23 protein-coding genes are annotated in these 24,691 nt (G+C 52.0%); 10 read left to right on the forward strand and 13 right to left on the reverse strand.

Going from position 1 to position 24,691, the window contains the following annotated elements; translation table 11 throughout:
- Positions 1 to 154 precede the first annotated feature (154 nt).
- Positions 155 to 1,735, reverse strand: coding sequence for an FMN-binding glutamate synthase family protein (locus JI741_RS19180; RefSeq protein ID WP_202012652.1), 1,581 nt, complete (start codon positions 1,733 to 1,735; stop codon positions 155 to 157).
- 139 nt (positions 1,736 to 1,874) lie between these two features.
- Between JI741_RS19180 and JI741_RS19185 the strand changes: the two genes are divergently transcribed.
- On the forward strand, positions 1,875 to 2,543 hold the full coding sequence (locus JI741_RS19185; protein WP_202012654.1) for a trimeric intracellular cation channel family protein: 669 nt from the start codon (positions 1,875 to 1,877) through the stop codon (positions 2,541 to 2,543).
- 63 nt (positions 2,544 to 2,606) lie between these two features.
- Positions 2,607 to 3,089 (forward strand): heme-binding domain-containing protein, encoded by a 483-nt coding sequence (locus JI741_RS19190; RefSeq protein WP_202012656.1) that lies wholly within the window; start codon positions 2,607 to 2,609, stop codon positions 3,087 to 3,089.
- Here the strand turns inward: JI741_RS19190 and JI741_RS19195 are convergent.
- The 5 genes from JI741_RS19195 to JI741_RS19215 form a co-directional block, all read right to left on the reverse strand.
- Positions 3,086 to 4,921 (reverse strand): BamA/TamA family outer membrane protein, encoded by a 1,836-nt coding sequence (locus tag JI741_RS19195; RefSeq protein WP_236676164.1) that lies wholly within the window; start codon positions 4,919 to 4,921, stop codon positions 3,086 to 3,088. The two genes, JI741_RS19190 and JI741_RS19195, sit on opposite strands and share 4 nt — an antisense overlap.
- Positions 4,922 to 5,011: 90 nt before the next feature.
- Positions 5,012 to 5,590: a NifU family protein gene (locus JI741_RS19200; protein ID WP_202012660.1), complete on the reverse strand. Its 579-nt coding sequence runs from the start codon at positions 5,588 to 5,590 to the stop codon at positions 5,012 to 5,014.
- 72 nt (positions 5,591 to 5,662) lie between these two features.
- Positions 5,663 to 7,060 carry a dicarboxylate/amino acid:cation symporter gene (locus JI741_RS19205; RefSeq protein WP_202012662.1) on the reverse strand — a complete coding sequence of 466 codons (1,398 nt, stop codon included), beginning with the start codon at positions 7,058 to 7,060 and terminating at the stop codon, positions 5,663 to 5,665.
- 273 nt (positions 7,061 to 7,333) lie between these two features.
- Positions 7,334 to 8,407, reverse strand: coding sequence for a chorismate synthase (gene aroC / locus JI741_RS19210; protein ID WP_202012664.1), 1,074 nt, complete (start codon positions 8,405 to 8,407; stop codon positions 7,334 to 7,336).
- Positions 8,408 to 8,443: 36 nt separating this feature from the next.
- Positions 8,444 to 9,913, reverse strand: a complete 1,470-nt coding sequence (locus tag JI741_RS19215) for a BatD family protein (protein ID WP_202012667.1) — start codon at positions 9,911 to 9,913, stop codon at positions 8,444 to 8,446.
- A 235-nt stretch (positions 9,914 to 10,148) separates the two neighbouring features.
- Between JI741_RS19215 and JI741_RS19220 the strand changes: the two genes are divergently transcribed.
- Positions 10,149 to 10,334, forward strand: coding sequence for a hypothetical protein (locus JI741_RS19220; protein WP_202012669.1), 186 nt, complete (start codon positions 10,149 to 10,151; stop codon positions 10,332 to 10,334).
- Between the two features lie 75 nt (positions 10,335 to 10,409).
- Here the strand turns inward: JI741_RS19220 and queG are convergent, their stop codons facing one another.
- The gene (queG, locus tag JI741_RS19225) at positions 10,410 to 11,342 is read right to left on the reverse strand and encodes a tRNA epoxyqueuosine(34) reductase QueG (protein WP_439647552.1); all 933 of its coding nucleotides are present in this window, start codon (positions 11,340 to 11,342) and stop codon (positions 10,410 to 10,412) included.
- A gap of 110 nt (positions 11,343 to 11,452) precedes the next feature.
- The gene (locus JI741_RS19230) at positions 11,453 to 12,325 is read right to left on the reverse strand and encodes a nucleotidyltransferase family protein (RefSeq protein WP_236676165.1); all 873 of its coding nucleotides are present in this window, start codon (positions 12,323 to 12,325) and stop codon (positions 11,453 to 11,455) included.
- Between the two features lie 290 nt (positions 12,326 to 12,615).
- Between JI741_RS19230 and JI741_RS19235 the strand changes: the two genes are divergently transcribed.
- The 4 genes from JI741_RS19235 to JI741_RS19250 all read left to right on the forward strand — a co-directional run bounded on the left by JI741_RS19235 (position 12,616) and on the right by JI741_RS19250 (position 16,091).
- A complete protein-coding gene (locus JI741_RS19235; RefSeq protein WP_202012673.1) occupies positions 12,616 to 13,875 on the forward strand; it encodes a sugar MFS transporter in 1,260 nt (419 codons plus the stop codon).
- Positions 13,876 to 14,029: 154 nt separating this feature from the next.
- Positions 14,030 to 14,371, forward strand: coding sequence for a YciI family protein (locus tag JI741_RS19240; RefSeq protein WP_202012676.1), 342 nt, complete (start codon positions 14,030 to 14,032; stop codon positions 14,369 to 14,371).
- 2 nt (positions 14,372 to 14,373) lie between these two features.
- The gene (locus JI741_RS19245) at positions 14,374 to 14,805 is read left to right on the forward strand and encodes a nuclear transport factor 2 family protein (RefSeq protein WP_202012678.1); all 432 of its coding nucleotides are present in this window, start codon (positions 14,374 to 14,376) and stop codon (positions 14,803 to 14,805) included.
- Between the two features lie 8 nt (positions 14,806 to 14,813).
- On the forward strand, positions 14,814 to 16,091 hold the full coding sequence (locus tag JI741_RS19250) for an RNA polymerase sigma factor (RefSeq protein WP_202012680.1): 1,278 nt from the start codon (positions 14,814 to 14,816) through the stop codon (positions 16,089 to 16,091).
- Here JI741_RS19250 and JI741_RS19255 read toward each other — a convergent pair.
- The 4 genes from JI741_RS19255 to JI741_RS19270 form a co-directional block, all read right to left on the reverse strand.
- The gene (locus JI741_RS19255) at positions 16,071 to 17,045 is read right to left on the reverse strand and encodes an AAA family ATPase (protein WP_202012682.1); all 975 of its coding nucleotides are present in this window, start codon (positions 17,043 to 17,045) and stop codon (positions 16,071 to 16,073) included. The two genes, JI741_RS19250 and JI741_RS19255, sit on opposite strands and share 21 nt — an antisense overlap.
- A gap of 3 nt (positions 17,046 to 17,048) precedes the next feature.
- Positions 17,049 to 17,720: a nicotinamide riboside transporter PnuC gene (pnuC, locus tag JI741_RS19260; RefSeq protein WP_236676166.1), complete on the reverse strand. Its 672-nt coding sequence runs from the start codon at positions 17,718 to 17,720 to the stop codon at positions 17,049 to 17,051.
- A 62-nt stretch (positions 17,721 to 17,782) separates the two neighbouring features.
- Complete coding sequence (locus JI741_RS19265) at positions 17,783 to 19,225, reverse strand: aldehyde dehydrogenase (protein WP_202012684.1); 1,443 nt, start codon at positions 19,223 to 19,225, stop codon at positions 17,783 to 17,785.
- 8 nt (positions 19,226 to 19,233) lie between these two features.
- Entirely contained in the window at positions 19,234 to 20,019 is a 786-nt protein-coding gene (locus tag JI741_RS19270; RefSeq protein WP_202012686.1) for an SDR family oxidoreductase, read from the reverse strand.
- Between the two features lie 109 nt (positions 20,020 to 20,128).
- Here JI741_RS19270 and JI741_RS19275 point away from each other — a divergent pair, with 109 nt between their 5' ends.
- The 3 genes from JI741_RS19275 to JI741_RS19285 are packed head-to-tail and all read left to right on the forward strand — an operon-like array spanning position 20,129 to position 23,283.
- Complete coding sequence (locus tag JI741_RS19275; protein WP_202012688.1) at positions 20,129 to 20,659, forward strand: 3-hydroxyanthranilate 3,4-dioxygenase; 531 nt, start codon at positions 20,129 to 20,131, stop codon at positions 20,657 to 20,659.
- Positions 20,660 to 20,677: 18 nt separating this feature from the next.
- Positions 20,678 to 21,946, forward strand: coding sequence for a kynureninase (gene kynU, locus JI741_RS19280; RefSeq protein ID WP_202012690.1), 1,269 nt, complete (start codon positions 20,678 to 20,680; stop codon positions 21,944 to 21,946).
- Positions 21,943 to 23,283 carry an FAD-dependent oxidoreductase gene (locus JI741_RS19285; RefSeq protein ID WP_202012693.1) on the forward strand — a complete coding sequence of 447 codons (1,341 nt, stop codon included), beginning with the start codon at positions 21,943 to 21,945 and terminating at the stop codon, positions 23,281 to 23,283. Before kynU ends, JI741_RS19285 begins: the two co-directional genes overlap by 4 nt.
- On the opposite strand, the gene JI741_RS19290 is transcribed toward JI741_RS19285, so the two are convergent.
- On the reverse strand, positions 23,228 to 24,676 hold the full coding sequence (locus tag JI741_RS19290; RefSeq protein ID WP_236676167.1) for an MltF family protein: 1,449 nt from the start codon (positions 24,674 to 24,676) through the stop codon (positions 23,228 to 23,230). The two genes, JI741_RS19285 and JI741_RS19290, sit on opposite strands and share 56 nt — an antisense overlap.
- Positions 24,677 to 24,691: the final 15 nt, after the last annotated feature.

Genomic DNA, 24,691 nt, shown 5'->3' on the forward strand with positions numbered 1-24,691 from the left:
CCCTGACTTTGTCGGGGCCTTTTTGTTTGTGCTCAGTTTTGTAACCACGCTAAACTTTGTTGCCCCGCACGTGACTTCCTATAAAATGTCGAAAAGCAAAAAGCCTTCCCCTGAGTGAAGAAGGCTTTTGTATGATAAATGATTGATCGCTGTCTTAGAACTTGTCGGCGTTGGCCGACTCGAACGACATTCTGTATCGCTCGGGGACCGGGCTGGCCAGCATGGCGCCTAGCGGAACGGAAGGATAGATCTCTTCAAAGGTGCGCACCTCGTCCATGAACACACGACGGTTGATCTGGTGGCGATTAAGCTTGTGCGGTTTGTCGATGCCCGACGCGCCCATCAGCTCCACAAAACTTTCGATGGTGTTTTTGTGAAAGTTTGCCACGCGCACTTTCTTGTCTTCGATCACCAACCCTTTCACGAGATCGGGTTCCTGTGTGGCCACACCGGTGGGGCAACTGTTTTTGTTACACTCCAGCGCTTGTATGCAGCCCAGGGCCATCATCATGGCGCGGGCGCTGTTGCACATGTCGGCGCCCAATGCCAACGCACGCAGCAATTGAAAGCCGGTTAGAATTTTTCCGGACGCGCCGATCTTCACGTGATGGCGGATGTTAAACCCTTTCAGCATGTTGTCGACAAAGGCAAGACCATCAAGCAGCGGCATGCCCACGAAGTTGGAGAATTCGGGAGGCGCCGCGCCCGTGCCCCCTTCGCCGCCATCTACCGTAATGAAGTCGGGATAGACGTCGAGTTCGACCATGGCTTTGCAGATGGAGATGAATTCGCTTTTCTTACCCACACACAATTTAAATCCAACCGGTTTGCCGCCTGAGAGTGTGCGCAGGTGCTGCACAAATTTCACAAGCTCTTTTGGTGTGGAGAATGCGCTGTGAAAGGGGGGAGAAAAAACGGTGGTACCCGCCTTCACCAAACGAATGGCCGCAACCTCGGGTGTATTTTTTTTTGCCGGCAAAATGCCACCGTGACCTGGCTTGGCACCTTGCGACAATTTGATTTCGATCATCTTCACTTCGGCGCGCGTGGCATTTTTCTGGAACGCGGCATCCGAAAATTTTCCCTCCTCGTCGCGTGCGCCGAAATAGCCTGTTCCGATTTGCCAGATGATGTCGCCGCCTTGTTTGAGGTGATAGGGACTGAGTCCGCCTTCGCCGGTGTTGTGGGCAAAGCCTCCGATTTTGGCGCCGGCGTTCAACGCCTCAATGGCATTGCTGCTGAGCGAACCAAAACTCATGGCCGACACGTTGAGAATGCTGGCTTCGTAGGGTTGCTTGCAATCTTTGTTGCCCACCGTCACGCGGGGATGATGATTGATGGTGTGAAAATCAAGCGGCACAATGGAATGGCTCATCCACTCATAACCTTCGGCATAGACGTTGAGTTGCGTGCCGAAGGGTGTGGTGTCGACTTGCTTCTTGGCCCGCTGATAGATGACAGAGCGATCGTTGCGGTTGATGGGAAGCCCGTCAGTGTCTGACTCCACAAAATATTGTTGAATCTTGGGGCGAAGGTCTTCAAACACGTAGCGCAGCCTGCCCAGCAGCGGGAAGTTGCGCTTGATCGATTGTTTAGTTTGAACCATGTCGGAAATGCCCATAAAGATGAAGGGGCCGACAACAAAAAATGCAAAGAGTGCTTCGATCCAAAAATAAGACCACACCATAATCAGCAGCACGGTGATGGTACTGGCAATGACAAAACCTTTTCTCATAGTAGTATCAGGACGACGATCACCAAATATAGCAAAATCATGATGGCGGCGAACACGATTTAGGATGGACGAAATGTGGCCTTGCCATGTTCAGAATAGCAGGCCAGGAATTACCTTGTGATACTTTCGTGCAGACAATATGAACAACGTTCCCCACCTCATCGAACATTTGAATTTCGACACCACGTTTCTGGTGTTCGACCTGTTGGCCGTGTTCATGTTTGCCGCCTCGGGCGCGTTGGCGGCCATTCGCAAAAAGTATGACTTCATCGGGGTGCTGATGCTGAGCTTTGTTTCGGGTTTGGGTGGTGGTTTAATCCGGGATGCCATCTTCATCCAGGCCGGCCCACCCAAGGCGGTCACCGATTCGAAATACCTGATCATCATTCTGGCGGCATTCCTGCTGGCCATGATTTTTCATGGGCGCATGCACCGGCTGAAGCGCACCATCATGATTGTGGATGCGCTGGGGCTTGGGGCCTATGGTGTTGTGGGGGCACAGGCAGCCTTGCAGGAAGGCCTGGTGCCATTGGCGGCCGTGCTGGTGGGTGTGTTCAATGCCACGGGAGCGGGTCTCATACGCGACGTGCTGATCCGTGAAGAGCCTATCATTTTTAAGCCGGGCCAGTTCTATGCCGGCGCGGCCATTCTGGGATGCAGCGTTTTTGTGCTGATGGTTGTGTTGGGAAACTCCGATCACACGGTGGCGGCCATCGTGGCCACGCTCACAGCGTTTTCCGTGCGGATGCTGTCCATCTATTTTAACTGGCAAACGCGCCCCATCCTGGATGAGGACGACCGCTCATGACCAACCCTTTTGTCTTTATCATTCAACCGCTTTCTTTGTAATTGAACCAACCCTAATCCACCCATGAGTCTTCCGAAAAAAATTGCGCTTGGCGTGCTGGCCCTTTTGGTAATCATCCAGTTGTTTCGCCCCGAGAAAAATGTGTCGACTGAAATTGTCACAGCCGACGACATCTCAAAAAAATATGCCATCACGGAAGACGTCCACCAGATCCTTATCAAAAAATGTTATGACTGCCACAGCAACAACACAATCTATCCCTGGTACTATAACATTCAGCCTGTGGCCTGGTGGATGGCCCATCATGTGAACGATGGAAAACGCCATCTTAATTTCTCGACCTTCAAAACCTATTCCGATAAAAAAGCGGTTCACAAAATGGAAGAGCTGTCAGAAGCTGTGAACGACGGGTGGATGCCGCTGGATTCTTATCTGTGGATTCATAAGGAAGCCACAATCACCGCGGCCGACCGCGACGCCATTAACGGATGGATCAAGGCGTTGCCCATTGTGTTTGAAAAGGAAGAAGACGAAGGCCAGCACTAGTTGTAGGAAATGAACGATGGCGCGCGCACAAAGCTTCCGCTAAACTTGATGCGCAGGTTGCTCGACACACTCACGTTGAAGCTACTCATGTCTTGCACGGTGCGCGGGTAGTAGAAAAATTTCAGCTCGATGGTTCCAAACACCAGGTTTTCGTTTCGGGTGCGCACGCCCGTGCCGATGCCCAGGTAGGGTTTGTCATAGAACAAGATCCGGTTCTTCGAGGCGATCTCGGCCACATCGAGAAACAGGATGGGCGCAAACTTGAAGCCCAACAATTTCCACGGCGTGTAGAGCACCATCTGATAGCGTGCGTGAAGGCGTTTGGTGCCCAGCAAACTGTCGGCTCTGAAATTCTCGATCCCATAGGTGCCGTTGATGTCCAGCAAAATGTTGGTGCGCTGGTTGAAGACATACGTGAAGTCGGCGTCTATTTCGTTTCGGATCATAAACTTCTTGTGATACTTCAACTTCGAGAAGAGCTGGCCCGACACCAATATCGTTGCATCCTCCAGGCTCCCCTGATAGGGAAATCCCCCCACCCGCAGCGAGGTCGTGTAAAAGTTGCCGCCCTTATGCACAAACGATTTGTCCATGTCAAATCCAAGATAGGGACGGTTCAATCCCAGCAGGCTTTCCCATCCCACCAGAATAGACATGGTGTGTCCATAGGGAACGTCTTCGGTCCGGCCAAAACCGTAGACGTATTTTGTTTTGTAGAAGTCTTGCCGGAAGAAGGTGAAGGCGCCCAGAAAATACCGGCGGCTATTGTAGATCGGACTGGTTTCTTCAATGGGTTGGGTTGGCCGAAGTTTGAATGCCTGATCAAAAAAACGCGCGCTCACAAACCGCCGGCTCCGGTCGCTCATGTTATGGCTGGTACCGATGTTGTAGCCCAGCCAAACGTCGCTCACGTTGTAGCGGTAATGTCGGAAAACCGTATCGACGGTATTGTAGAAATTTTGTGACCAGTTCTTGCTGAACTCCAGTCCGCCGGCAAGGCGCGAATAGGGCGACACCAGGGGCCGGTCGAGCCGGAGATACCACGCGTTTTCTTCTTCGTTGCCATAGCTGCTGCCGTCGTTCAGTTGCGTGTAGGCCACCGTTGCGTTCACCAGGGTGCCTCCCACGCTGCTTTTCCGGTAATAGAATTCGCTGGCGTAGCGGGGGTCTCGCGATTGATCGTAGAGGCCGTCGTATTGTGTTCGCTGGCCGGCTCCAAACACGTTCACATCATAAACGCGGAACCTGAACTTGTTGGTGCCGCGCGGGCTGAAGCTTCCGCCCAGGCTAAACACGTCGCGTGTCACCACCAGCACGTCTACGGAGTCTTGCGAGCCCTTCACGGGAATCACCTGTATGCGGGCCTCCAGCATGAAGTCCTGATCGCGCAAAAAGCGTTCGTTGTCGGCGAGCTTGTAGGGGTTGAGGGGTTTGTCTTCGTAGAAGAAGAGGTGATCGCGGATGAGCCATTCCTTCGAATTGTTGTGCAGGGCATTGGCGGCGCGGGCGGCGATGTTCTTGATGGTGCGCGTGGTGTCGGTGATGGTTTTTTCGAACCCGATGTGGTTCACGCGGATGCGGCGGATAATCTTTCCTTCGTAGGGCAGAAAGGGCTCCTCGCTTCGGATGTTGTCCACATCATCCTGCAGGGGCTTGCGCGTAACGCTCTTCATGATCTCCTTCGACAGGCGCGTGTCTTTCACGGCGTCGATGATGTTGCGGGTGGTGTCTTTCTCGTTTTTTTCCTTTTCAGGTTTTTCCTGGGCAACGCCAACGGATAGGATGCCGGTGCACACTACTATTGTAACGAAAAAAAACTTTTGCCAAACCATCGCGCGTTGTGGGCCTAAGATAGAATACCTGTAATAAAAGAAAAACCCGGCTGCACCGGGTTCTGTTATACTATATTTTCGTTTTTCTTGTTACGCGAGCGCTTCTACGGATTGTATTTCGCCAGGCATCATGCGGGTGAACAGGTTTTCGATACCGGCCTTGAGGGTGATCATGGACGAGGGGCACCCGCTGCACGAGCCTTGCAGTTTCACCTTCACAATGCCGTCTTTAAACGAATGGTAGGTGATGGCTCCACCGTCTTGCTCAACGGCCGGGCGGATGTATTCTTCCAGGATGGTCTTTATTTTCCGGATGGTGTCGGTTTCTTCCTCGGCGGCGGCGGTGTCGGTCTCGCTCACTTCAATGATGAACTTGCCGTCTTCCAGGAATTTTTTGATAAAGTCTTTCAGGGTACCCTGAATTTCGAGCCATTCCACGTCTTCGGTTTTTGTTACCGTCACAAAGTTGCTGGCAAAAAACACGCGGCCCACAAATGGGAAGGCAAACAGTTCTGTGGCCAGGGGCGAAATGGAAGCGCTTTGGGCGTCCGGGAAATCGAAGCTCATGGCTTCGGGCACCAGCATTTCGTTTACCACAAATTTCAAGGAGTTGGGGTTGGGATTTGACTCCAGGTAGATATGAACATTTTTAGGGACGGCCTGTAGCATACTTTCAGATTTAATTATCGAACAAAATTAAGGAATTTAAGTTCACCAAAACCCAGCGATGGGGGGCCGTTTTCAGGTCGTGGGCGGGGTTTCGGGTTCCAGCGCATTTTCCCACTTGCTGACCACCGCGGTGGCGATGCTGTTGCCGATCACGTTGGTGGCGCTCCGGCCCATGTCGAGCAGGGGGTCGATGCCCAGCAGCAGGGCCAATCCCGCTTCCGGTATGTTGAACGTGGCCAGGGTTCCGGCAATGACCACCAGCGACGCGCGGGGCACGCCAGCAATGCCTTTGCTGGTCACCATCAACACCAGCAGCATGCTGAGCTGTGTGCCCATGGGAAGGTGAATGCCATACGACTGGGCAATGAACAACGACGCGAAGGTCATGTACATCATGCTGCCGTCGAGGTTGAACGAATAGCCCAGGGGGAGCACGAAGCTCACAATTTTGTCTTTGCAGCCAAACTTCTCCAGTTCCTCCATGGTCTTGGGGAAGGCCGCTTCACTGCTTGACGTGCTGAACGCCAGCAACACAGGTTCTTTGATGCGTTTGATGAGGCTCAACACCCGCTTGCCGATGATGAGCAACCCGGCAAAAATGAGGAAGAACCACAGGAGGGCAAGTCCGAAATAGAATTCGGTGAGAAAAAGCGAATACGTTTTCAAAACACTCAGGCCCTGCTTTGCAATCACTGCCGACATGGCGCCAAACACGGCCAGGGGCGCGAAGTTCATCACATAGTTGGTGACCTTCAAAATCACGTGGCCCGCAGCGTCGAAGAAGGTGATAATGATTTTGCCTTGCTCGCCAATGGCTGCCGTGGCAATGCCAAAGAAAACGGCGAACACCACAATCTGCAGGATCTCATTTTTCGCCATCGCGTCCACCACCGAACTCGGGAACGTGTGGTACAGAAAATCGCGAAGGCTGAAGCCGGTGCGGGTCACCACACTCTCGTCGGCATCGGGCAGAGGCAACTTCATGGCCACGCCGGGTTCAAAAATATTGACGAGTATGAGGCCCAGCAAAAGGCTCAGCAGTGAGGCGCTCACAAACCACAACAATGTTTTTCCACCAATCCGGCCCACAGCGGTGATATCGCCAAGCTTGGCCACGCCCACAATGAGCGTGCAGAGCACGAGGGGTGCCACAATCATTTTGATGAGACGAAGAAAAACATCGGGAAGCAGCGAAAAGGGTTCTATTTTTTTCTCACGGGCCTGCAGCACTTCGCTGCGTGCTTTTGTTAACGATTCTTTCTCTGCGGTGAGACGCGACACGGAATTGCTATCGGCCGCCTGAAGGGCATGCTTGGCGGCTTCAAGCTTCAACTCAATTTGAACGAGCTTGGTGTTCTCCTCGTCGATGTAGATTTTGTTGAGTGTGAAGCCGAGCGCTATTCCCGCAACGAGTGCGACGATGATATAGAACGCGAGTCTATTTTTCTTTGCGGGTTTAATTTCAGCCATATCCGGGAAACACGGTCTTTTAAATTGGCAGGCAATATAATTGAAAAGGGCTGTAGTTTGCCAGATCCGTTTGGCGATACGCGCGGAAAACAGAAGTCCATCCCTTGTTTCATGGGCTGCCCCGTTTGTTTTACACGCTTTCCGCGTCCTAAATCAAAGCATTCGCTCAAACTTAACGCACACGATTCACGACGCGTTGTGGCAAAAAGTTTCTCATCAATTCTACCTCGACATCGCCGAGGCTTTCTGATTTTTTTTCTACGGAGTTTGTTCTTAGAGCTTGCCTGCTTTGTCGCGCATCAGGAAGTCGGCCAGCACCAGGGCTGCCATGGCTTCCACAATGGGCACGGCGCGGGGCACCACACAGGGATCGTGACGGCCCTTGCCGCTCACCGTGGTTTCGTTTCCGTGTTTGTCTACGCTGGGTTGATCCTGCATGATGGTGGCCACGGGTTTGAAGGCCACGTTGAAATAGATATCCTCACCGTTGCTGATGCCACCTTGAATGCCTCCCGAAAAATTTGTCTTTGTGCGAATGCGCGTGCCATCGTTATAGAACTCATCGTTGTGTTGTGAGCCGCGAAGTCTAACGCCTTCGAAGCCGCTGCCGTATTCAAAACCTTTCACGGCGTTGATGCCCAGCATGGCTTTGCCAAGTTCGGCATGCAGCTTGTCGAACACGGGCTCGCCCAATCCCACCGGGGTGTTCTTGATGACGCACGTCACCACACCGCCCACGGTGTCGCGATCCAGTCGCACCTGGTCGATGAAGTCGATCATGGTTTGCGCGGTGGCGGCATCAGGACAACGTACAATGTTATCTTCTGTTTTCGAGAGGTCAAGTGTTGTGTAGTGGGGTGCGACGATCTCTCCCACCTGCGACACGAATGCGTTGATTTCGATGTTGTGTTTCTTCAGCAGCAATTTTGCAATGGCACCGGCGGCCACACGTGCGGCGGTTTCGCGCGCCGAGCTTCGGCCACCACCACGATAGTCGCGGTTGCCATATTTTGCTTCATAGGTATAGTCGGCATGCGAGGGGCGAAAGGCTTCGGCAATGTGGCTGTAGTCTTTGCTGCGCTGATCCTGATTTTCGATCACCAGCGCAATGGGCGTGCCGGTGGTTTTTCCTTCGAACATACCGCTGAGAATTTTGAACGTGTCGTCTTCCTTGCGTTGCGTGGTGATTTTGCTCTGCCCGGGTTTGCGCCGATCGAGTTCCAGTTGAATGAAAGATTCATCCACCGTCAGACCTGCGGGACATCCGTCGATAACCACGCCGATAGCCGGCCCGTGCGATTCGCCAAAGGTTGATATTTTGAAAAGTGTTCCGTAGACGTTGCTCATTGCGTTGGGGTTGCCGAAGAAATGCCGGCCCGATTTTTAAGTAGTTGGTTTTTTGAACACAAGATACGCGGTGGCACCTAACATCACCAAAACAAACGCATTGAAGGCCCATTTCTGCCAGCGCGTGTCGGCCATGGTCTTCAGCGTGTTGTCGGCGTTGTCGATCTTGTTATAAAAATTTCCCAGGTCACTGGATTGTATCGCTTCGTTCTTTTTGCTTTCGCCGGCCACCGTCACAATCAGTTTCGATTTCAGCGTGTCGTATTTTTTTTCTTTTGGATTAAAAAACACCCACTGAAAATAGTCGCCCAACTTGTATTGTCCCGGCTCTTTGGGAATCATGAAATAGCTGAACGATTTGGTTCCGGTGATGCGGTTGTTCTGACGGGTGATGTCCTGGCGAACGTTGGGTTCGTAGAACTCAAACTTGTCGTCGTTGTGTGTGGCCGGCTTTTCAATGGACGAGATGTTGCCTTCGCCAAAGATGTTGAAGTTATAGCCCGCGCTCTGGCCCGTTTCCAGGTCGGTGTGACGGATGCGTTCGTCAAGCCTGTAGTCGCCCACGGCCACCACGTCTTTGAGTGGATGCGGCGGAAGTTCTTTCACCACCACGCGCTTGGGTTTGGTGAAGAATTTTTTAAAATCTTCTTTCCGGTTCTGCCCGAAGAACGACGGGTTCTTGGCCACTTTATATTTGATCATCTCCAACCCCACACTGGGGAAATTGATGGTCTCGTTGTTCAACGGGAAATACACGGCCTGATACACTTTGTATTGCATGTAGTCGCGGCCGTTGATCTTCACGTTTTCGCCTTCAATGTTTTCGATGTTAAAATTTTCTTCCCAGCAGTTTGATGGTTTTATCTTTTTGAGGATGTCGACCAGCTGGCGGCCGGGCTCATAGAATTGCAGTGGGGCGCGGTTTTCCTGCGACACAAAAAACGACAGCGTGGTGGTGAAGCCTTCGCCCACATACACTTCGTCTTTGCTGGTGGTGAGGGCCAGGAAGGCATCTTCCTTGATGTCGACAAACTCGGTGTCGCCGCTGCCAAAGAAATCGTCGGAGGGGCGATCGAAAAATGTGCGGAAGGGATCGCGCTGTTGCTGCTGTTGTTGCAACGGCGGTCCTACACGAACTTTCTTGCCGGGCACGTTCACCGGTTTGTCGTTCACTTTCATGGTGAACGATGGAATGGTGAAGGTTCCTTGCTTGGTGGGCGCATAGGTCATGATAACACTCTGCGCCGACGACACTTGCCCGTTCACAATGTTAGTGGTGGACTGTGTGGACTGGCCTCGCTTGCGAAAACCGTCGATGTCCGGAAAATTGTCGTAGCTCTTGAGGCGGTCGTTTTGCACCGTGACGGTGATGGTCCACGATTGATTTTCACCAATCTCGTCGGGGCCCAGGGTGATCTGAACGCTTTGTGCCTGCGCTGCCGGGGCCAGGGCTGCCGACAGGAGCAGGAGGAGTATGGAGAGACGAAGAAAAAGAATCCAGCGCATAGTTTTTCACCAAGGTCTAATCGCACCAAAGTTAAGGGTTAACGTGCAACTGGCGTGAAAATTAAGGGGTAAATGGTGGATTTTTGGCTTATAAAAGGGCCTATTAACCGAAAAATACCCCACTTTCTCCCTTTATGTAACAAAGTTCATAATTCTGCTTTTGTATTTTTTGGACAATTTTTTAACTTAACACTCGTTAGGAATATAAATTTTTTAAACTATTCAGATTTTTGCCATGCTGAACTATGTTAAAACTGTGCTCACCAAAGTGAGTTTTAGCGCTCTTCTATTCGAAAAAGAGCTTCGTAAGGCCATCAATCTTTTGATTGGTGAAGAAGTAAACGAACTCAAACGCTGGTGCTACACTTCGTTTGGGAAAGAACACGAGGAAATACTCAACCGGTGTTTCGTGGTTGCTTAGACACAAACTTGATCTACATTAACTGGCCCCGACTTGTCGGGGCCTTTCTTTTTTTCAGACTATTTTTTTCAGGCATCATTCTTCGGCATCGAGGAAGAGAATGTTGCGTTGCAGGCCTTTCAGTTTTGTGCGTTGCACGGCCGAGTCGCTGAAAAGTTTTTTAAACACATCGTCGGTAATCTCGCGCCAGTCTTGTCGCGTCATGTGTTCGAGTTCGGGGGGAGGGTTGAAGCGTGGTTCGTGGTGAGGTTTCGAAAAACTGTTCCACGGGCAAACGTCCTGGCAGATGTCGCATCCAAAAATCCAGTTGTCGAACTTGCCTTTCACATCGTTTGGAATTTCTCCTTTGAGCTCGATGGTGAAATAGGAAATGCACTTGCTGCCATCTACCACATAGGGTTGCGGAATGGCGTCGGTGGGGCAAGCGTCCATGCAGGCAGTGCAGGTGCCGCAGTAGTCTTTGATGCCTTCGTCGGTGTCGAGTTCGAGATCGATGATGAGCTCGGCCAGGAAAAAAAAACTTCCGTGGCTTCGGTTCAGCAACAAGCTGTTCTTGCCGATCCAGCCCAGCCCGCCGCGCTGTGCCCACGCGCGTTCCATCACCGGCGCAGAGTCTACGAAGGCGCGACCCTGCACGTCGCCAATCTCTTCCTGGATCATGTCGAGAAATGTCTTCAGCTTTTCTTTCACCACCGTGTGGTAGTCTTCGCCATAGGCATATTTCGCAATTTTCAGTTCGCTTGTGGCGGCGAGGTCTTTTGCGGGCGCGTAGTTATAGATGAGGCTCACCACCGATTTTGCACCGGGCACCAGCAGCGTGGGGTCCAGTCGTTTGTCGAAGTGATTTTCGAGATAGCTCATCTTGCCATGATAGCCGCGCTTCAGCCATTCTTCAACGCGCGGAGCTTCGTCTTTCAAAAATTCGGCTTTCGAAATGCCACAGAACGAAAAACCCAGGGCGGTGGCCGTGGCTTTCACAAAGGCTGTTCGTTTTGTTTGCTGAATCACAACCCGAAAGTACTAAGGCCTTTCTGCATATTGATCACGTCATCATCAAAGAAAAAAAACGCGTAGCTCAGGTTGGGCTACGCGTTCGTTTCAAAATCTCACAGAGCCGACTACCAAAGCTTTTCAGGATAGGCGCCAAACGCCACCTGCATCTTCAGTTTTTGCGACACTTCTTCTTTGTCTTCTTTATAAGTCACCCCAAACCAGTTGTCGCTGCCCGAAAGCACGCGCACTTTGCCTTTGCCGTGGCGGATCATTTCGGTGACGATGAGGGGAATGTAGAATTCAGACTTCAGGTTGCCGCCGTTGTTTTTCAGAAAGTCTTCGAACAGACTTTGCGCAAACGGGAAGATGTTGGGTTGAAAGCCCCAGAAGTTCATAGACGTGGGGATGTCGGGACTCAGTTCGCGGTCGCCTTCTTTTTCTTTGGAGATGATCTTGCCGTTTTCTTTCACGATGGTGACGCGCTCGATCACGTTCTTCAAAAATCCTTCGGCGTCGCGTTCGCCACAGCCACGCGACACGCTGCCGTGTTCGGACAACACTTTTTCGAGCGTGTAGCCCACCATGGCATGCTCGCCAAAGGTGTCTTTGGCAAAAAAGTTGGCGATCGATTCAAACGACTCCTTGCCATAAAAATCGTCGGCGTTGATAGCCACAAAGGGTTCGCTGATCACGTCTTTGGCGCACAGCAAGGCGTGGCCGGTTCCCCAGGGTTTGGTGCGTTCGGGGTTCTGGTATTGGGCGGGAACAAACTTGTCGAGCGACTGCACCACGAACTCCACCTCCACTTTGCCCTGGAGTTTGGGAAGAAATTTTTCTTTTACCGTGTCTAGTATTTCATCGCGCACGATAAACACTATCTTCGTAAAGCCCGCCCGTACGGCGTCGAAAAGGGAATAATCCATGATTGTTTCGCCGTGAGGACCAAATCCGTCTATCTGTTTGATGCCACCATAGCGGCTGCCAATGCCAGCAGCCATGACCAATAAAGCGAGTTTTTTTTGTGGATTATTTGGTGTGTCCATTGTGTTTTAGTTTATTTCAGGATTGTAAGTTAAATGTGTTTGCGCAAACACTCTTGAATTTTATCGTTTTCGCAAAGGGATGCGGGAAATTGAAGAAACCAGCGGGAGATCGTGTGATGCTACGCATGCCTGGGTTATAAAGCGCAAAAATATAGTTTTAACTCCATAGTGAAGCCTTTGAGAGGAGTGACTCTTTAAGAATAAATAAAAAAGAACAACGCCTGAACCACCTTTAAACCTTACCCATGAGTACACAGAAGTCTTACACCCTGCCCATGATCATTATCGGGGCGCTATTTTTTGTTTTTGGATTTGCGACATGGGTAAATGGAACCCTTATTCCGTATTTTAAAATCGCCTGCGAGCTCGACACCGACTTGCAATCCTTCCTGGTAGCCAGTGCGTTCTTCATTGCCTACTTCGTGATGGCACGGCCGTCGTCGTATGTGTTGAATGTGACGGGCTACAAAAAAGGTATGGCACTGGGTCTTGTGATCATGGCACTTGGCGCCATCGTGTTTGTGCCCGCAGCAAACGCTCGCAATTTCAATATGTTCCTGGGCGGCTTGTTCGTTATCGGCACTGGTCTTGCGCTGCTTCAGACCGCCTCCAATCCCTATGTCTCCATTATTGGGCCCATCGAAAGTGCTGCGTCACGCATCAGCATCATGGGCATTTGCAATAAAGTGGCAGGCATTGTGGCCGGACTTATTTTTGGCTACATCGCGCTGAACGATGTCGACGCGCTCGAAAAAAGCCTGGCGTCGCTTGATGCGGCTTCCAAAGCGGCAAGCCTCGACGAACTGGCCAGCCGCGTTATTGTGCCATACATCATCATTGCCGTGGTGCTTGTTCTGTTCGCCATCGCGATTTTGTTCTCGGGTCTGCCCGACCTCAAAGAGGAAAGCAACGAAGAAGGCGCAGCAACTACCCCTTCCAACAAGACCAGTGCATTTCAGTTTCCCCACCTGATGTTGGGTGTTCTTGCCATATTCCTGTATGTGGGCGTTGAAGTGATGGCCGGCGACACCATCATTAGCTATGGCAAGTCGTTGAACATTCCGCTTTCGACGGCACGTTTCTTCACACAAGGCACGCTGGCCTTTATGCTCATCGGATACATCGTCGGCATTTTCACAATTCCTAAACTTATCTCCCAAGCCAAGGCCCTTGCCATCTGCTCTGTGCTGGGTGTGATCTTCACGATCCTGGTAGTGGTCACTAACGGCTATGTTTCAGTGGCATTTCTGGCCGCCCTGGGTCTTGCCAACTCCCTGATGTGGCCGGCCATTTTCCCCCTGGCCATTGATGGCCTTGGAAAATTTGTGCGTGTGGGCTCCGCCTTCCTGGTGATGGCGATTGCCGGCGGTGCCGTGCTGCCGTTGGTCTATGGAAAGCTGCTGGAAGTGGTGGGTTCTCAAAACGGATACCTGATGATGTTGCCTTGCTATTTGTTCATCCTCTACTATGCCACGAAAGGCTATAAGGTTGGCAAAACGGCTTAACGAAAGGATACGTCAGCCAGTCATAAAAGATTATAAAGTCCCTCCCCCACCGGGAGGGATTTTTTTATTTTCATTTTTTTGAAAGTTTCTGTCCACCCGGCGGATTTTGGTTCGTCATAGGCTAAATTATGTTCAACCAAAACCTTTTATGACAATGGAAAAGTACATGTTCATTTTTCTCGGTGGTGATGTGAGTCACCTTTCGCCCGAAGCACAACAGGCCCACATGGAGAAGTGGTTTGCCTGGGTACAGAAACTTCAGGATCAAAAGCGCTACGTTTCGGGCGAGGCCTTGACGCCCGAGGGGAAAACCATTGCGGGCCCAAAGAAAACCGTGACCGACGGTCCGTTTGCCGAGAGCAAGGAAGTGGTGGGCGGCTACTTCGTAGTGCTGGCCAAAGACATGAGCGAAGCACAGCAAATCGCCATGGAATATCCCGACTTTGTGTATGACGGTGTGATCGAGATTCGCCCGGTTATAAAATTCGACATGTAGCCGTGAAGTGTTTGATGATGATGCTGGTGGCGCTCGTCGCGACGGCGTGCGCCACCACCGATGCAAGTCACGAACAGTATGAAGCGCTTACGCGAAAAATGTTCGATGCATTCAATCGCCACGACTGGAAGGTCATGTCGGAATGCTATAGCGACTCCGCATCGTTTCTCGATCCTTCATTTGGGAAGAAGTATGTGAGGCAACGCCGGTCGGACATTGCGGAGAAGTATGCCGGCATGCAGCAAATGTTTCCCGACCTGCACGACTCCGTTGAAGCGGTGCACGTGTCGGGTCATACAGCCGTGGTTCAGTTTGTGGCCACCGGGTCGTCGGGCGATAGTGTTTTGTTCAGGCTGCCCATCATTTCCGTGCTCACGTTTGAAGGCGACCACATCGTGAAAGATGCGACCTACTACGATCTGGAAATTCAATAACTTTATGAATGCCCGAGCCTGAAGAGCAACGCGTTCAACAACTGGTCGGCCATCTTTTTCGCCACGAAGCGGGAAAGATGGCCGCGGTGTTGACACGCCTGTTGGGCTTTGGCGGGCTTGACCTTGCCGAAGACATTGTGCAAGACACGTTGCTCAAAGCGATGTCGGTGTGGCGATTCAAAGGCATTCCCGAAAATCCTTCGGCCTGGCTCTACACGGTGGCGAAACGCAAAGCCATCGACACGCTGCGACAGCAGCAGCTTCACAATCTGCATCACTCCGAAATCAGCGTGGCCCTCAAGTCGGAATGGACGCTGGCGCCCACAGTGAACCACCTCTTCCTCGACAACGAGATTGAAGACAGTCAGCTGCGAATGATTTTTGCATGTTGTCATCCTTCCATTCCGTTTGAGGCACAGCTAGCCCTCACGTTAAAAACCCTGTGCGGTCTCAGCGTGGGCGAGATTGCAAACAGCTTTCTCACAAACGAGGAAACCATCACAAAACGATTGTATCGCGCCCGCGAAAAAATAAGGGAAGAGCGCATCAGCCTGGAAGCGCCCGTGCCGGCAAACCTGCCCGGCCGCCTCGACGCCGTGTTGCAAAGTCTCTACTTGTTATTTAACGAAGGCTACAACTCCTCGCATCCCGATCAATTGATTCGCCACGACTTGTGTGCGGAAGCAATGCGGCTTTGTTTGCTGCTGGTGAACAATGCGATGACCCGCGCACCCGAAACCAGCGCGCTGCTGGCGCTCATGTGTTTTCAGGCATCGCGTGCCGATGCGCGACTACGCGACGATGGAAATATCATTCTGTTGAAAGACCAGGATCGTTCGCAGTGGAACAAGGCGTTGATCGAAAAAGGAAAATTTTATCTGGAGCAGGCGGCCGAAGGCGAACGCTTCACGGAATACCACATCGAAGCCGCCATTGCGGGATGTCATTCGCGCGCCGCGAGTTTCGCTGAAACCGCGTGGGACGACATAGAACACTTGTATACACTCTTGCTGAACATGAAAGACAGTCCCATCATCGCCTTGAACCGCGCCATTGCCATTCGCTACAGCGTGTCGCCGGCGGCGGGGCTTGAAGCGCTGTTGGCGATTAACGCACTGTCACAACATTATTTATATCACGCCGCACTGGGCGATGTGTATGTTGAGTTGAAAGAATTCGAAGCTGCCCGCAGTTGCTATGCGTTGGCCAAGACCTTGACACCTTCGATGGCGGAGAAAAAATTATTGCAATTAAAAATCGATACGTTAACCTCTACCACTGTCTAGCATTGCATCGACAGCCTTGCGAACCACCGCTTCGCGTTGTTCGTAGCTTCCGCGCACATCGATGAACGGAATGTTGCGTTGCTCCAGCGCGGCTCTGAAAACGTGAAGCATTTTTTCGCGATGGTCGCCAAGATCGCGCAGGCCGTCGGCTATCCATGGCACATCAATGTCCATGAGAAAATAAAGATCGTACGTGACCTTGTGTTCCAGTTCATGAACAATTTCAGGCACGGCGTTCAGGTAATGACGCGAATAGATTTGTGTGGTGATGGCGTCGGTGTCGCAGAAAAGAAGTTTGTTGGCGGTCTGTGTCTTTTCGATCACGCGATTGTATTGTGCATGGCCGATGGCCGCGATGTCGTCTAACGTAAAATCGTTTGATGTGAGGAGTTCGCGCGCCACTTCGGGCACAAACTCGGTGTGGTAGTGTGCGGCCATGCGTTGGGCCATGGTGGATTTGCCCGTGCTTTCGGGGCCGAAGAAACAAATCTTTTTCACAAAGTATGGACGAACCACAGCGGGTATGTGTTCCCAGTAGCGAAACGGCTGCTGCCGGATCTTTGTGGCCGACACGGGCACTTGGCTTCTTGACGGATCGAACGCCACGTGCGTAGCCCCGAGATGATGTGCAAACGGTTCACCATAGGCTTCGGAGCTAAACAGGATGTGAATGGGCGGATAGGTTTGTTTCATCACCGGCGCCCACAAGGCGGTGCGCGCATCCAACGCCAGCGATTCGTTGTCGAAGTTGTCTGTTATTTTTTCGACGCGTATTTTTTTATCCGTGAACGTTGCTTTGATCCAATGGAAACGCAATTCAGCATCGATCGGGTCGTGTTCGGTGAAACTCATCGAAACAATGAGCTCGTCGCATTGGGCTGCCGCAAAGTTGATGAGGGCAATGTGCCCGTTGTGCAGCGGCATAAACTTTCCGATAACGAGGCCCCGCTTCATCGGCTATGTGGTTGTTTTTGCAGCGGCCAGCAATTTGTATTCGCGCATCCAGTTCCACAAGCCAAAGCCGGCCAGGGCGGTGAACACAAAATACATGAGGCTATAAAACATGATGTCTTTCACAAAATACAAATACGTGGCAATGATGTCGACAATGATCCACACGATCCAGCTTTCCACTTTTTTCTGAATCATGAAGAAGGTGGTGACGATGCTCATCACGAGGATGAACGAATCGACATACGGAAACGCACTGGGCAACGCGAACACCAGGGGAAACCATTCGTGAAGTCGTGCGGCCATAGTGCCCAGGGCCGCGGTGCCCAACACACCCACCACACACAACACCACAAATTGCTTGCGGCCCAGAAAGCTCACCTGCAGCTCACGTTTACGATCTTCTTCACCCGGTTTGGGATTGGCCCATCGCCACCATCCCAAAATGTTGGTCACAAAAAAGAACACCTGCAAAAACATGTCGGGATAGAGCTGCACCTGGTAATACAGAAAAAACGACAGGGCCACGTTCACAATGCCCACGGGCCAGCTCAATAGGTTGGCTTTTGCCGACAGCCACACGGCCACCAATCCCGACACCACGCCAAAGAATTCGAGATAGCTCAGCGGGTAGCCCAGCACGGTAAAAAAAATATTTTGGATGTCGAAGAAGTTCATCGGGATTCAAACATAAAAGAATGTGAAGGGGTGTGCAAGGGTGGTGCACCATTTTCGTGTCGTCACAGTTTGATGCAAACGTTTTTCACTTCCACAAAAAATTTGAGGGCGTCCCATCCGCCTTCGCGGCCCATGCCCGATTGTTTCATGCCGCCAAACGGTGTTCGCAGGTCGCGAAAGAGCCAGCAGTTCACCCACAGGATGCCGCTCTTCACGGCGGCTGAAACACGGTGGGCACGTTTCAGGTTTTCGGTCCAGAGGGTAGCCGACAAACCATAGGGTGTGGCGTTGGCATAGGCGATGGCTTCTTCTTCGGTGTCGAAGGACATGATGGTGACCACGGGGCCAAAAATTTCTTCCTGGTTGGTGCGGCATTGCTGATCGAGCCCCACAATCACCGTGGGTTCCACAAAGTAGCCCCCGGCACAACGCCCGCTCAGTTTCACTTCGCGACCGCCGGCGAGAATCTTGCCGCCTTCATGTTGGGCGAGCGCGATGTAGGAGAGCACCTTCTGTTTGTGACCCTCCGAAACCAGCGCGCCTAACACAGTTTTGTCTTCCAGCGGATCGCCAACAGTCAACGCTTTGGTGCGCTTCACAAATTCGTCGACAAATTTTTCATAGAGAGATCGCTCCACTAAAATTCGTGAGCCACACAAACAAATTTCTCCCTGGTTCGAAAACGACGATTGCAGCGACGTGCTCACGGCCTTTTCGAAATCGCAGTCTGCAAAAACGATGTTGGGATTTTTTCCACCCAATTCAAGTGAAAGTTTTTTGAACAACGGCGCGGCGGTCTCGGCAATTTTTCGTCCCGTCACCGTGCCGCCGGTGAAGGAGATGACGGCCACATCGGGATGCTCGATGATGGCTTGTCCTGCTTTTGCGCCAAGACCATGCACAATGTTCAACACGCCGGCAGGCAACCCGGCGGCTATACACAACTTTGAAAACAGGAAGGCTGTCATCGGCGTAAGCTCCGAAGGTTTGCCCACCACGGTGCATCCCGCCGCGAGGGCGGGTGCAATTTTCCACGTGAACAAATAGAGCGGAAGGTTCCAGGGCGATATACAGCCGGCCACACCAATGGGCGAATGCACGGTGTAGTTGATGGCTTCTGCATCGGTGCTGTGGGTTTCGGTTGCGCTGTGAAGAATGGCGGTAGCAAAAAAACGGATGTTGGCCGACGCGCGGGGAATGTCGAGGCGACGTGCAAGGCTCACGGGTTTGCCATTGTCGATGCTTTCGGCAAGTGCCAGCGCCTCAAGGTCGCGGTCGATGAGGTCGGCCAGCTTCAGCAAAATGGCCGAACGCTCCTGCGCCGGGCGAACCGACCATTGTGCGAAAGCATTCTTTGCTGCCGCTGCGGCTTTTGCTACATCGGCTTCGTCAGAGTCGGGAATGAGGCTATATACTTTTCCTTCGGCGGGATTGTAGTTGTCGAGAAAGTTGCCGCGAGCGGGCGCCACGAGTTCGCCGTTGATATAGTTGAGAATTTTTTCCATGATGTTGTTTAAAGGCTTCCGGTTCTGCCACCATCCACGGGCACGTTGATGCCGTTGATGTAGCTGGCCGCAGGGGTTGCCAGGAAGGCTACGGCGTTGGCAATTTCGTTTGGTTCGGAGATTCTCCCTGCAGGAACTTCGGCGGCCATTTCCTTTTTTGCCTCGTCGTAGGTCTTGCCGGTTTTTTCGGCGCGTGCCTTTATGATCGACTCCAGCCGCGCGGTCATGGACGCGCCGGGAAGCACGTTGTTGACGGTGATGCCGAAGGGTGCGAGTTCGACCGACAGGGTTTTGGACCAGTTGGCTACCGCGCCGCGAACGGTGTTGGAAACGCCCAACCCACGGATGGGAATTTTAACCGACGTGGATATGATGTTGATGATTCGTCCATAGCCCGCCGCTTTCATGCCCGGCGCAAATGCCTTGACCAGGATGTGGTTGCAAAGCAAGTGACTTGAGAATGCCTTTGTGAAATCATCGGTTTCGGCCAGCAGGGCATCGCCTGCCGGAGGACCGCCGGTGTTGTTCACTAAAATGTGTACGGTATTTTTTGAAGCAAAGGCTTCCACTTTTGTTTTGAGTTCATCGGGCTTCGAAAAATCGGCAACGATATAGCCGTGTTGCTGCCCACTGGCTGTTGACAATTGACTTACTGTAGATTTCAACGCTTCTTCGTTGCGTGCCACCAGCGTGATGCCGGCCCCCAGCAACGCCAGCTCGATGGCCGATGCTTTGCCGATGCCTTGGGTGCTGCCGCATACCACGGCGCTTTTACCTTTTAAATCCAGATTCATAGTGTGTTGTCGCTCGCACGAAATTTCTTAGTAATTTTAATGAATAAAGGGCAGGTCTGAAAACTGTTTTTTTCAGCACCTTGTTCTTCACCTAACCAACCCCGGAGCTATGGCTGTTCGCAGACCTTTCAACCTCAAAGCATGGATCGATACCAACCGCGACTTGTTGAAGCCGCCCGTCGGAAACAAAAATCTGTATGCCGATGCCGGCGACTACATCGTCATGATTGTGGGCGGCCCCAACGCACGTAAAGATTTTCACTTCAACGAAACCGAAGAGTTGTTCTATCAACTGGAGGGCGACATCACGGTGACCATCCAGGAAGATGGCAAAGCCGTGCCCCTGTCTATCAAGGCCGGCGACATGTTTTTGCTGCCGGCGCGCGTGCCCCATCAGCCGGTGCGTCCCGCGGGTTCTATCGGGTTGGTGATCGAAGTGAAACGCGAAGACCCCAACACACTCGACGGCCTGCAATGGTACTGCGAAAACTGCAACAATCTTTTGCACGAATACCGTTTTCATCTCGACAACATCGAAAAAGATTTTCTTCCCCGCTTCCGCGACTTCTATGGTTCTATAGATTTGCGCACCTGCAAAAAGTGTGGCACCGTGATGGAAGCCGATGCTCGTTTTGTGTAAGTTGAAATGAAAGAACGCATGGCCTTTGAAAACTCGCATCAATTCGCAAAGTCTCTTGATCGTCAGGATTCGCTGAAATCGTTTCGCAGCAAATTTCATATTCCACCTGTGAAGGGCAAACCGTCGCTCTATTTCACCGGCAACTCGCTGGGCCTTCAACCCAAATCAACCAAACGCTTTGTTACCGAAGAGCTTGACGATTGGGCACAGCTTGGCGTGGAAGGCCATGTGCACTCCCGTCGGCCGTGGATGTATCATCACAAGCTCACCAAAAAATATCTTGCCGCTGTGGTGGGCGCGAAGCCGGGCGAAGTGGTGGCCATGAACCAGCTCACGGTGAATCTTCATTTGATGCTGGTGTCGTTTTTCAAGCCTACACCCCAGCGCTATAAAATTCTGACCGAAAGTGGCGCCTTCTCTTCTGACCAATATGCCTTCGAGTCGCAGTTGAAATTTCATGGACTTGATCCAAACGATGCACTCATAGAGTTGTCGCCGCGCGCCGGCGAGTTTGCGCTGCGCACAGAAGATATCCTCAGCGCCATCGAAACACACGGGCAGGAACTGGCGCTCGTCATTTTTGGCGGCGTGCAATATTATACCGGTCAGTTCTTTGACATCGCCGGCATCACCAAGGCTGCAAAAAAAGTCGGCGCCACCGTGGGCTTCGACCTGGCGCATGCCGTGGGCAACGTTCCGCTGTCGCTGCACAAACACGATGTTGACTTTGCCGTGTGGTGCAGCTACAAATATCTCAACGCCGGTCCCGGCGCCATTGCCGGCGCGTTTGTTCACGAACGTCATGCAAAATCGTTTGACGGTCCCCGGTTTGCCGGATGGTGGGGGCATGTGGAGAAAGAAAGATTCCAGATGCGCAAAGGGTTCAAGCCCATGGAAGGCATCGACGGATGGCAGCTCTCCAACATTCCGATTCTGCAAAGTGCGGCCCTGTTGGTTTCACTCGAAATTTTTAATGAAGCCGGCATGAAAGCCGTGCGCGTGAAGAGCATCTTGCTGACCAGCTACCTTGAATTTTTGTTGAAGGATATAGACCCCGACGGAAAATATTTCACCATCATCACACCGTCGGCTATCGAAGCACGCGGCGCGCAACTTTCGTTGTTGATGCTGCGCGATGGGAAAAAGATTTTTAATGCGCTCACCAAAGCCGGTGCCATTGTGGACTGGCGCGAGCCAAACGTGATTCGCCTGGCCCCTGCACCGCTCTACAATTCCTTTGACGATGTATATCAGTTAGGTCTTTTGTTCAAGAAAGCACTGAAGTGAAAACGGACAAACACATTGCCATTGCCGGTGCCGGCCCCGTGGGATCGTTGCTGGCCTTATATCTGGCCAAACGCGGCTATCGTGTTGACGTGTTTGAGCGCCGCCCCGACCTGCGCGCCGAAACATTGCAAGCCGGACGTTCCATCAACCTGGCGTTGAGCACACGCGGCATTCGCGCACTCGACGAAGTGGGTCTTGGCGATGCGTTGAGACGCGTGGCTATTCCAATGCACGGGCGTGTGATGCACAGTGTGCAGGGACAAATTTCCTCCCTACCCTATGGCAAGCAAGGACAGTTCATCAACTCCATCTCGCGAAGCGGCCTCAATGTTGTGTTGATAAACGGCGCCGAAGCGCAAGGCGTGAATTTTCATTTCAACCAGCGTGTGGCACACGTCGATCTGCAAAAAACAACGCTGACGTTGCAGCAGAACGGCGGTGAAAAAAAATTGGCTTTCGATGCAATCATCGGAGCCGACGGCGCTTTCTCGGCGGTGCGCGCGGCGTTGCAGTTCACCGACCGTGTTGATTATTCACAAGACTATATCGATCACGGCTACAAGGAACTGCACATTCCCGCCGGGCCGAACGGAAGTTTTCTGCTGGAGAAAAATGCATTGCACATCTGGCCGCGCGAAAGTTTCATGATGATCGCGCTGCCCAATCCCGACGGAAGTTTCACGTGCACGTTGTTCTTTCCGTTTGAAGGCGCAACGTCGTTCGCTTCGCTAAAGACAAACGAAGACATCGTTGCCTTTTTTAAAAACACATTTCCCGATGCAGTGGCGTTGATGCCCGACCTGTTGCACGACTATCAAACCAATCCCACCTCGTCGCTGGTCACCATGAAGTGTTATCCCTGGGTGAAGAACAAAACGCTGGTGATTGGCGATGCCGCACACGCCGTTGTGCCGTTCTACGGACAAGGCATGAACGCGGGCTTCGAAGACTGTCGCGTGCTGAACGAACTGCTCGACACACATCACGACGATTGGGATGTTGTGCTGCCCATGTTTCAATCGCAACGCAAGCAAGACACCGACGCCATTGCGCAGCTCGCGCTGGATAACTTCATCGAGATGCGCGACCTGGTGGCTGACGCCGATTTTCTGCTTCGTAAAAAAATTGAAGCCAGGCTACACGAGCTCTATCCCGAACAATGGATTCCCCAATACTCCATGGTCACCTTTCACGACACCATTCGCTATTCGGAAGCGCAGGCGTTGGGTCGAAAACAAAAAAGAATAATGGACGATGTGATGAAGTTGCCCCACCTGGCCACTACCTGGCAGTCTTTAGATTTTCAACAGCTTGTTCGTCGAATGCAGGAAGCTTGATGTGGTATTTGTATTGTTCAAAACGATCGAGCACATCTTTCACGTAGTTCACCGGCTCTTCACATTTACAGTAGCCAGCATTGGTCACCGGGTCGCGATAATATTTCGGTTCCGATTTTTTTAGCAGGAAATATTCAACGTTCTCATCCCATACGTTGGGATCCTTCTTGTATTTCCGGCAAAGCTTCCGCGCATCGATGATGTGCGCGAGACCGGCGTTGTAGGAAGCCAGCACAAACTTTAATCGTTCGGCGGGGTCAGACACGCTTTTCATCCAATACTTGTCGAGATATTTCAGGTAGTTCACACCGGCGTGAATGCTTTGCTGCGGGTCACTCAGATCTTTTGCGCCAAAACGTTTCGCTGTGGCCGGCATAAGCTGCATCAGTCCTTTTGCCCCCGCCCACGATTCGCTGTGCAACGTGAATTTCGATTCCTGATAGACCACCGACGCCAGCAGGCGCCAATCCCAACCCAGGCTCTCCGCACCCACCTTAATCATTTCATCATAGGGCGAAAGCTTGTTGCCCCCAAACGAAGAGTAGTCGCTGTTCATCCGCACCAGCGACGTGCGCGGGCTTTTGAAATAGCGATTGTAGATTACCATGAAGGTTGCATCGGCCTTGATTTTTCCGAGCCACGTGTCTATTTCTTTCACCAGTTCGGGAGAGTTGGAGCGCACCGCCCACGCAATTTGTTGTGGCACACTCAGCACGGTGTTCACATCGAGGTTTGGATAGTAGGCCGAGTTGACGCGTGCCATGGTGTGATCGGCCACGGTGTAGTCAATTTCTCCCAACGCCACTTTTCGAATCAGCGATTCGCTTTCGGCGGTGATGGTGTCTTCTTTAATGATGATGTCGCCACCCAGTTCTTCCGACAAATTTTTGAGGCGAATCTCATAGCTGGTGCCTTTGATCACATGTACTTCTTTTCCGATGAGGTCGGCCGGGTTGCGTATCATGTTTTCTTCAAGCTGATTCAGCATGAGTCGTTTCCAATTGCTGGGCTTGCGTTGCACCAGCACCTGATAGGTATTGAAATGTGGTCGTGTGAAGGTTACCTGCTTGCGCCGCGCCTTGTTGATGGTGAGTGGAAACGCAATGATGTCGCCTTCGCCTTTGTTCAACTGTTGAATGGCGGGCTCCACACCGGATGTTACTTTTATTTTTAGCGTTACGTTGAGATGTTTTGCCAGCAACTGCAGCAATTCATACTCATAGCCCATGGGATGACCTTTGTAAATAAAATAGCTGATGGAGTTGTTGTCGACAAGCGCGTTGATGTAGCCGCGTTTGCGAATGGCATCGAGATCGATGTTTACTTCAGGGCCGGAAAAAAAGTCGCGCTTCTGTTGTTCATGACATGAAGAACAGACTGCAAAGAGAAGCAAAGCAGACAGAAAAAA

Origin of the sequence: Chryseolinea lacunae (genome assembly GCF_016735595.1) — a bacterium.
GTDB lineage: Bacteria > Bacteroidota > Bacteroidia > Cytophagales > Cyclobacteriaceae > Chryseolinea > Chryseolinea lacunae.

What these genes read in the sequence shown, in the direction of transcription:
- aroC (WP_202012664.1), bottom strand. Translation starts at nt 8,407, where the DNA reads ATGAGCAACGTCTACGGAACACTTTTCAAAATATCAACCTTTGGCGAA.
- JI741_RS19195 (WP_236676164.1), bottom strand. Translation starts at nt 4,921, where the DNA reads ATGGTTTGGCAAAAGTTTTTTTTCGTTACAATAGTAGTGTGCACCGGC.
- JI741_RS19265 (WP_202012684.1), bottom strand. Translation starts at nt 19,225, where the DNA reads ATGGAAAAAATTCTCAACTATATCAACGGCGAACTCGTGGCGCCCGCT.
- JI741_RS19250 (WP_202012680.1), top strand. Translation starts at nt 14,814, where the DNA reads ATGCCCGAGCCTGAAGAGCAACGCGTTCAACAACTGGTCGGCCATCTT.
- JI741_RS19270 (WP_202012686.1), bottom strand. Translation starts at nt 20,019, where the DNA reads ATGAATCTGGATTTAAAAGGTAAAAGCGCCGTGGTATGCGGCAGCACC.
- JI741_RS19275 (WP_202012688.1), top strand. Translation starts at nt 20,129, where the DNA reads ATGGCTGTTCGCAGACCTTTCAACCTCAAAGCATGGATCGATACCAAC.
- JI741_RS19220 (WP_202012669.1), top strand. Translation starts at nt 10,149, where the DNA reads ATGCTGAACTATGTTAAAACTGTGCTCACCAAAGTGAGTTTTAGCGCT.
- JI741_RS19180 (WP_202012652.1), bottom strand. Translation starts at nt 1,735, where the DNA reads ATGAGAAAAGGTTTTGTCATTGCCAGTACCATCACCGTGCTGCTGATT.
- JI741_RS19200 (WP_202012660.1), bottom strand. Translation starts at nt 5,590, where the DNA reads ATGCTACAGGCCGTCCCTAAAAATGTTCATATCTACCTGGAGTCAAAT.
- JI741_RS19205 (WP_202012662.1), bottom strand. Translation starts at nt 7,060, where the DNA reads ATGGCTGAAATTAAACCCGCAAAGAAAAATAGACTCGCGTTCTATATC.
- JI741_RS19185 (WP_202012654.1), top strand. Translation starts at nt 1,875, where the DNA reads ATGAACAACGTTCCCCACCTCATCGAACATTTGAATTTCGACACCACG.
- JI741_RS19190 (WP_202012656.1), top strand. Translation starts at nt 2,607, where the DNA reads ATGAGTCTTCCGAAAAAAATTGCGCTTGGCGTGCTGGCCCTTTTGGTA.
- pnuC (WP_236676166.1), bottom strand. Translation starts at nt 17,720, where the DNA reads ATGAACTTCTTCGACATCCAAAATATTTTTTTTACCGTGCTGGGCTAC.
- JI741_RS19230 (WP_236676165.1), bottom strand. Translation starts at nt 12,325, where the DNA reads ATGGCTGCTGGCATTGGCAGCCGCTATGGTGGCATCAAACAGATAGAC.
- JI741_RS19240 (WP_202012676.1), top strand. Translation starts at nt 14,030, where the DNA reads ATGGAAAAGTACATGTTCATTTTTCTCGGTGGTGATGTGAGTCACCTT.
- JI741_RS19235 (WP_202012673.1), top strand. Translation starts at nt 12,616, where the DNA reads ATGAGTACACAGAAGTCTTACACCCTGCCCATGATCATTATCGGGGCG.
- kynU (WP_202012690.1), top strand. Translation starts at nt 20,678, where the DNA reads ATGGCCTTTGAAAACTCGCATCAATTCGCAAAGTCTCTTGATCGTCAG.
- JI741_RS19255 (WP_202012682.1), bottom strand. Translation starts at nt 17,045, where the DNA reads ATGAAGCGGGGCCTCGTTATCGGAAAGTTTATGCCGCTGCACAACGGG.
- JI741_RS19215 (WP_202012667.1), bottom strand. Translation starts at nt 9,913, where the DNA reads ATGCGCTGGATTCTTTTTCTTCGTCTCTCCATACTCCTCCTGCTCCTG.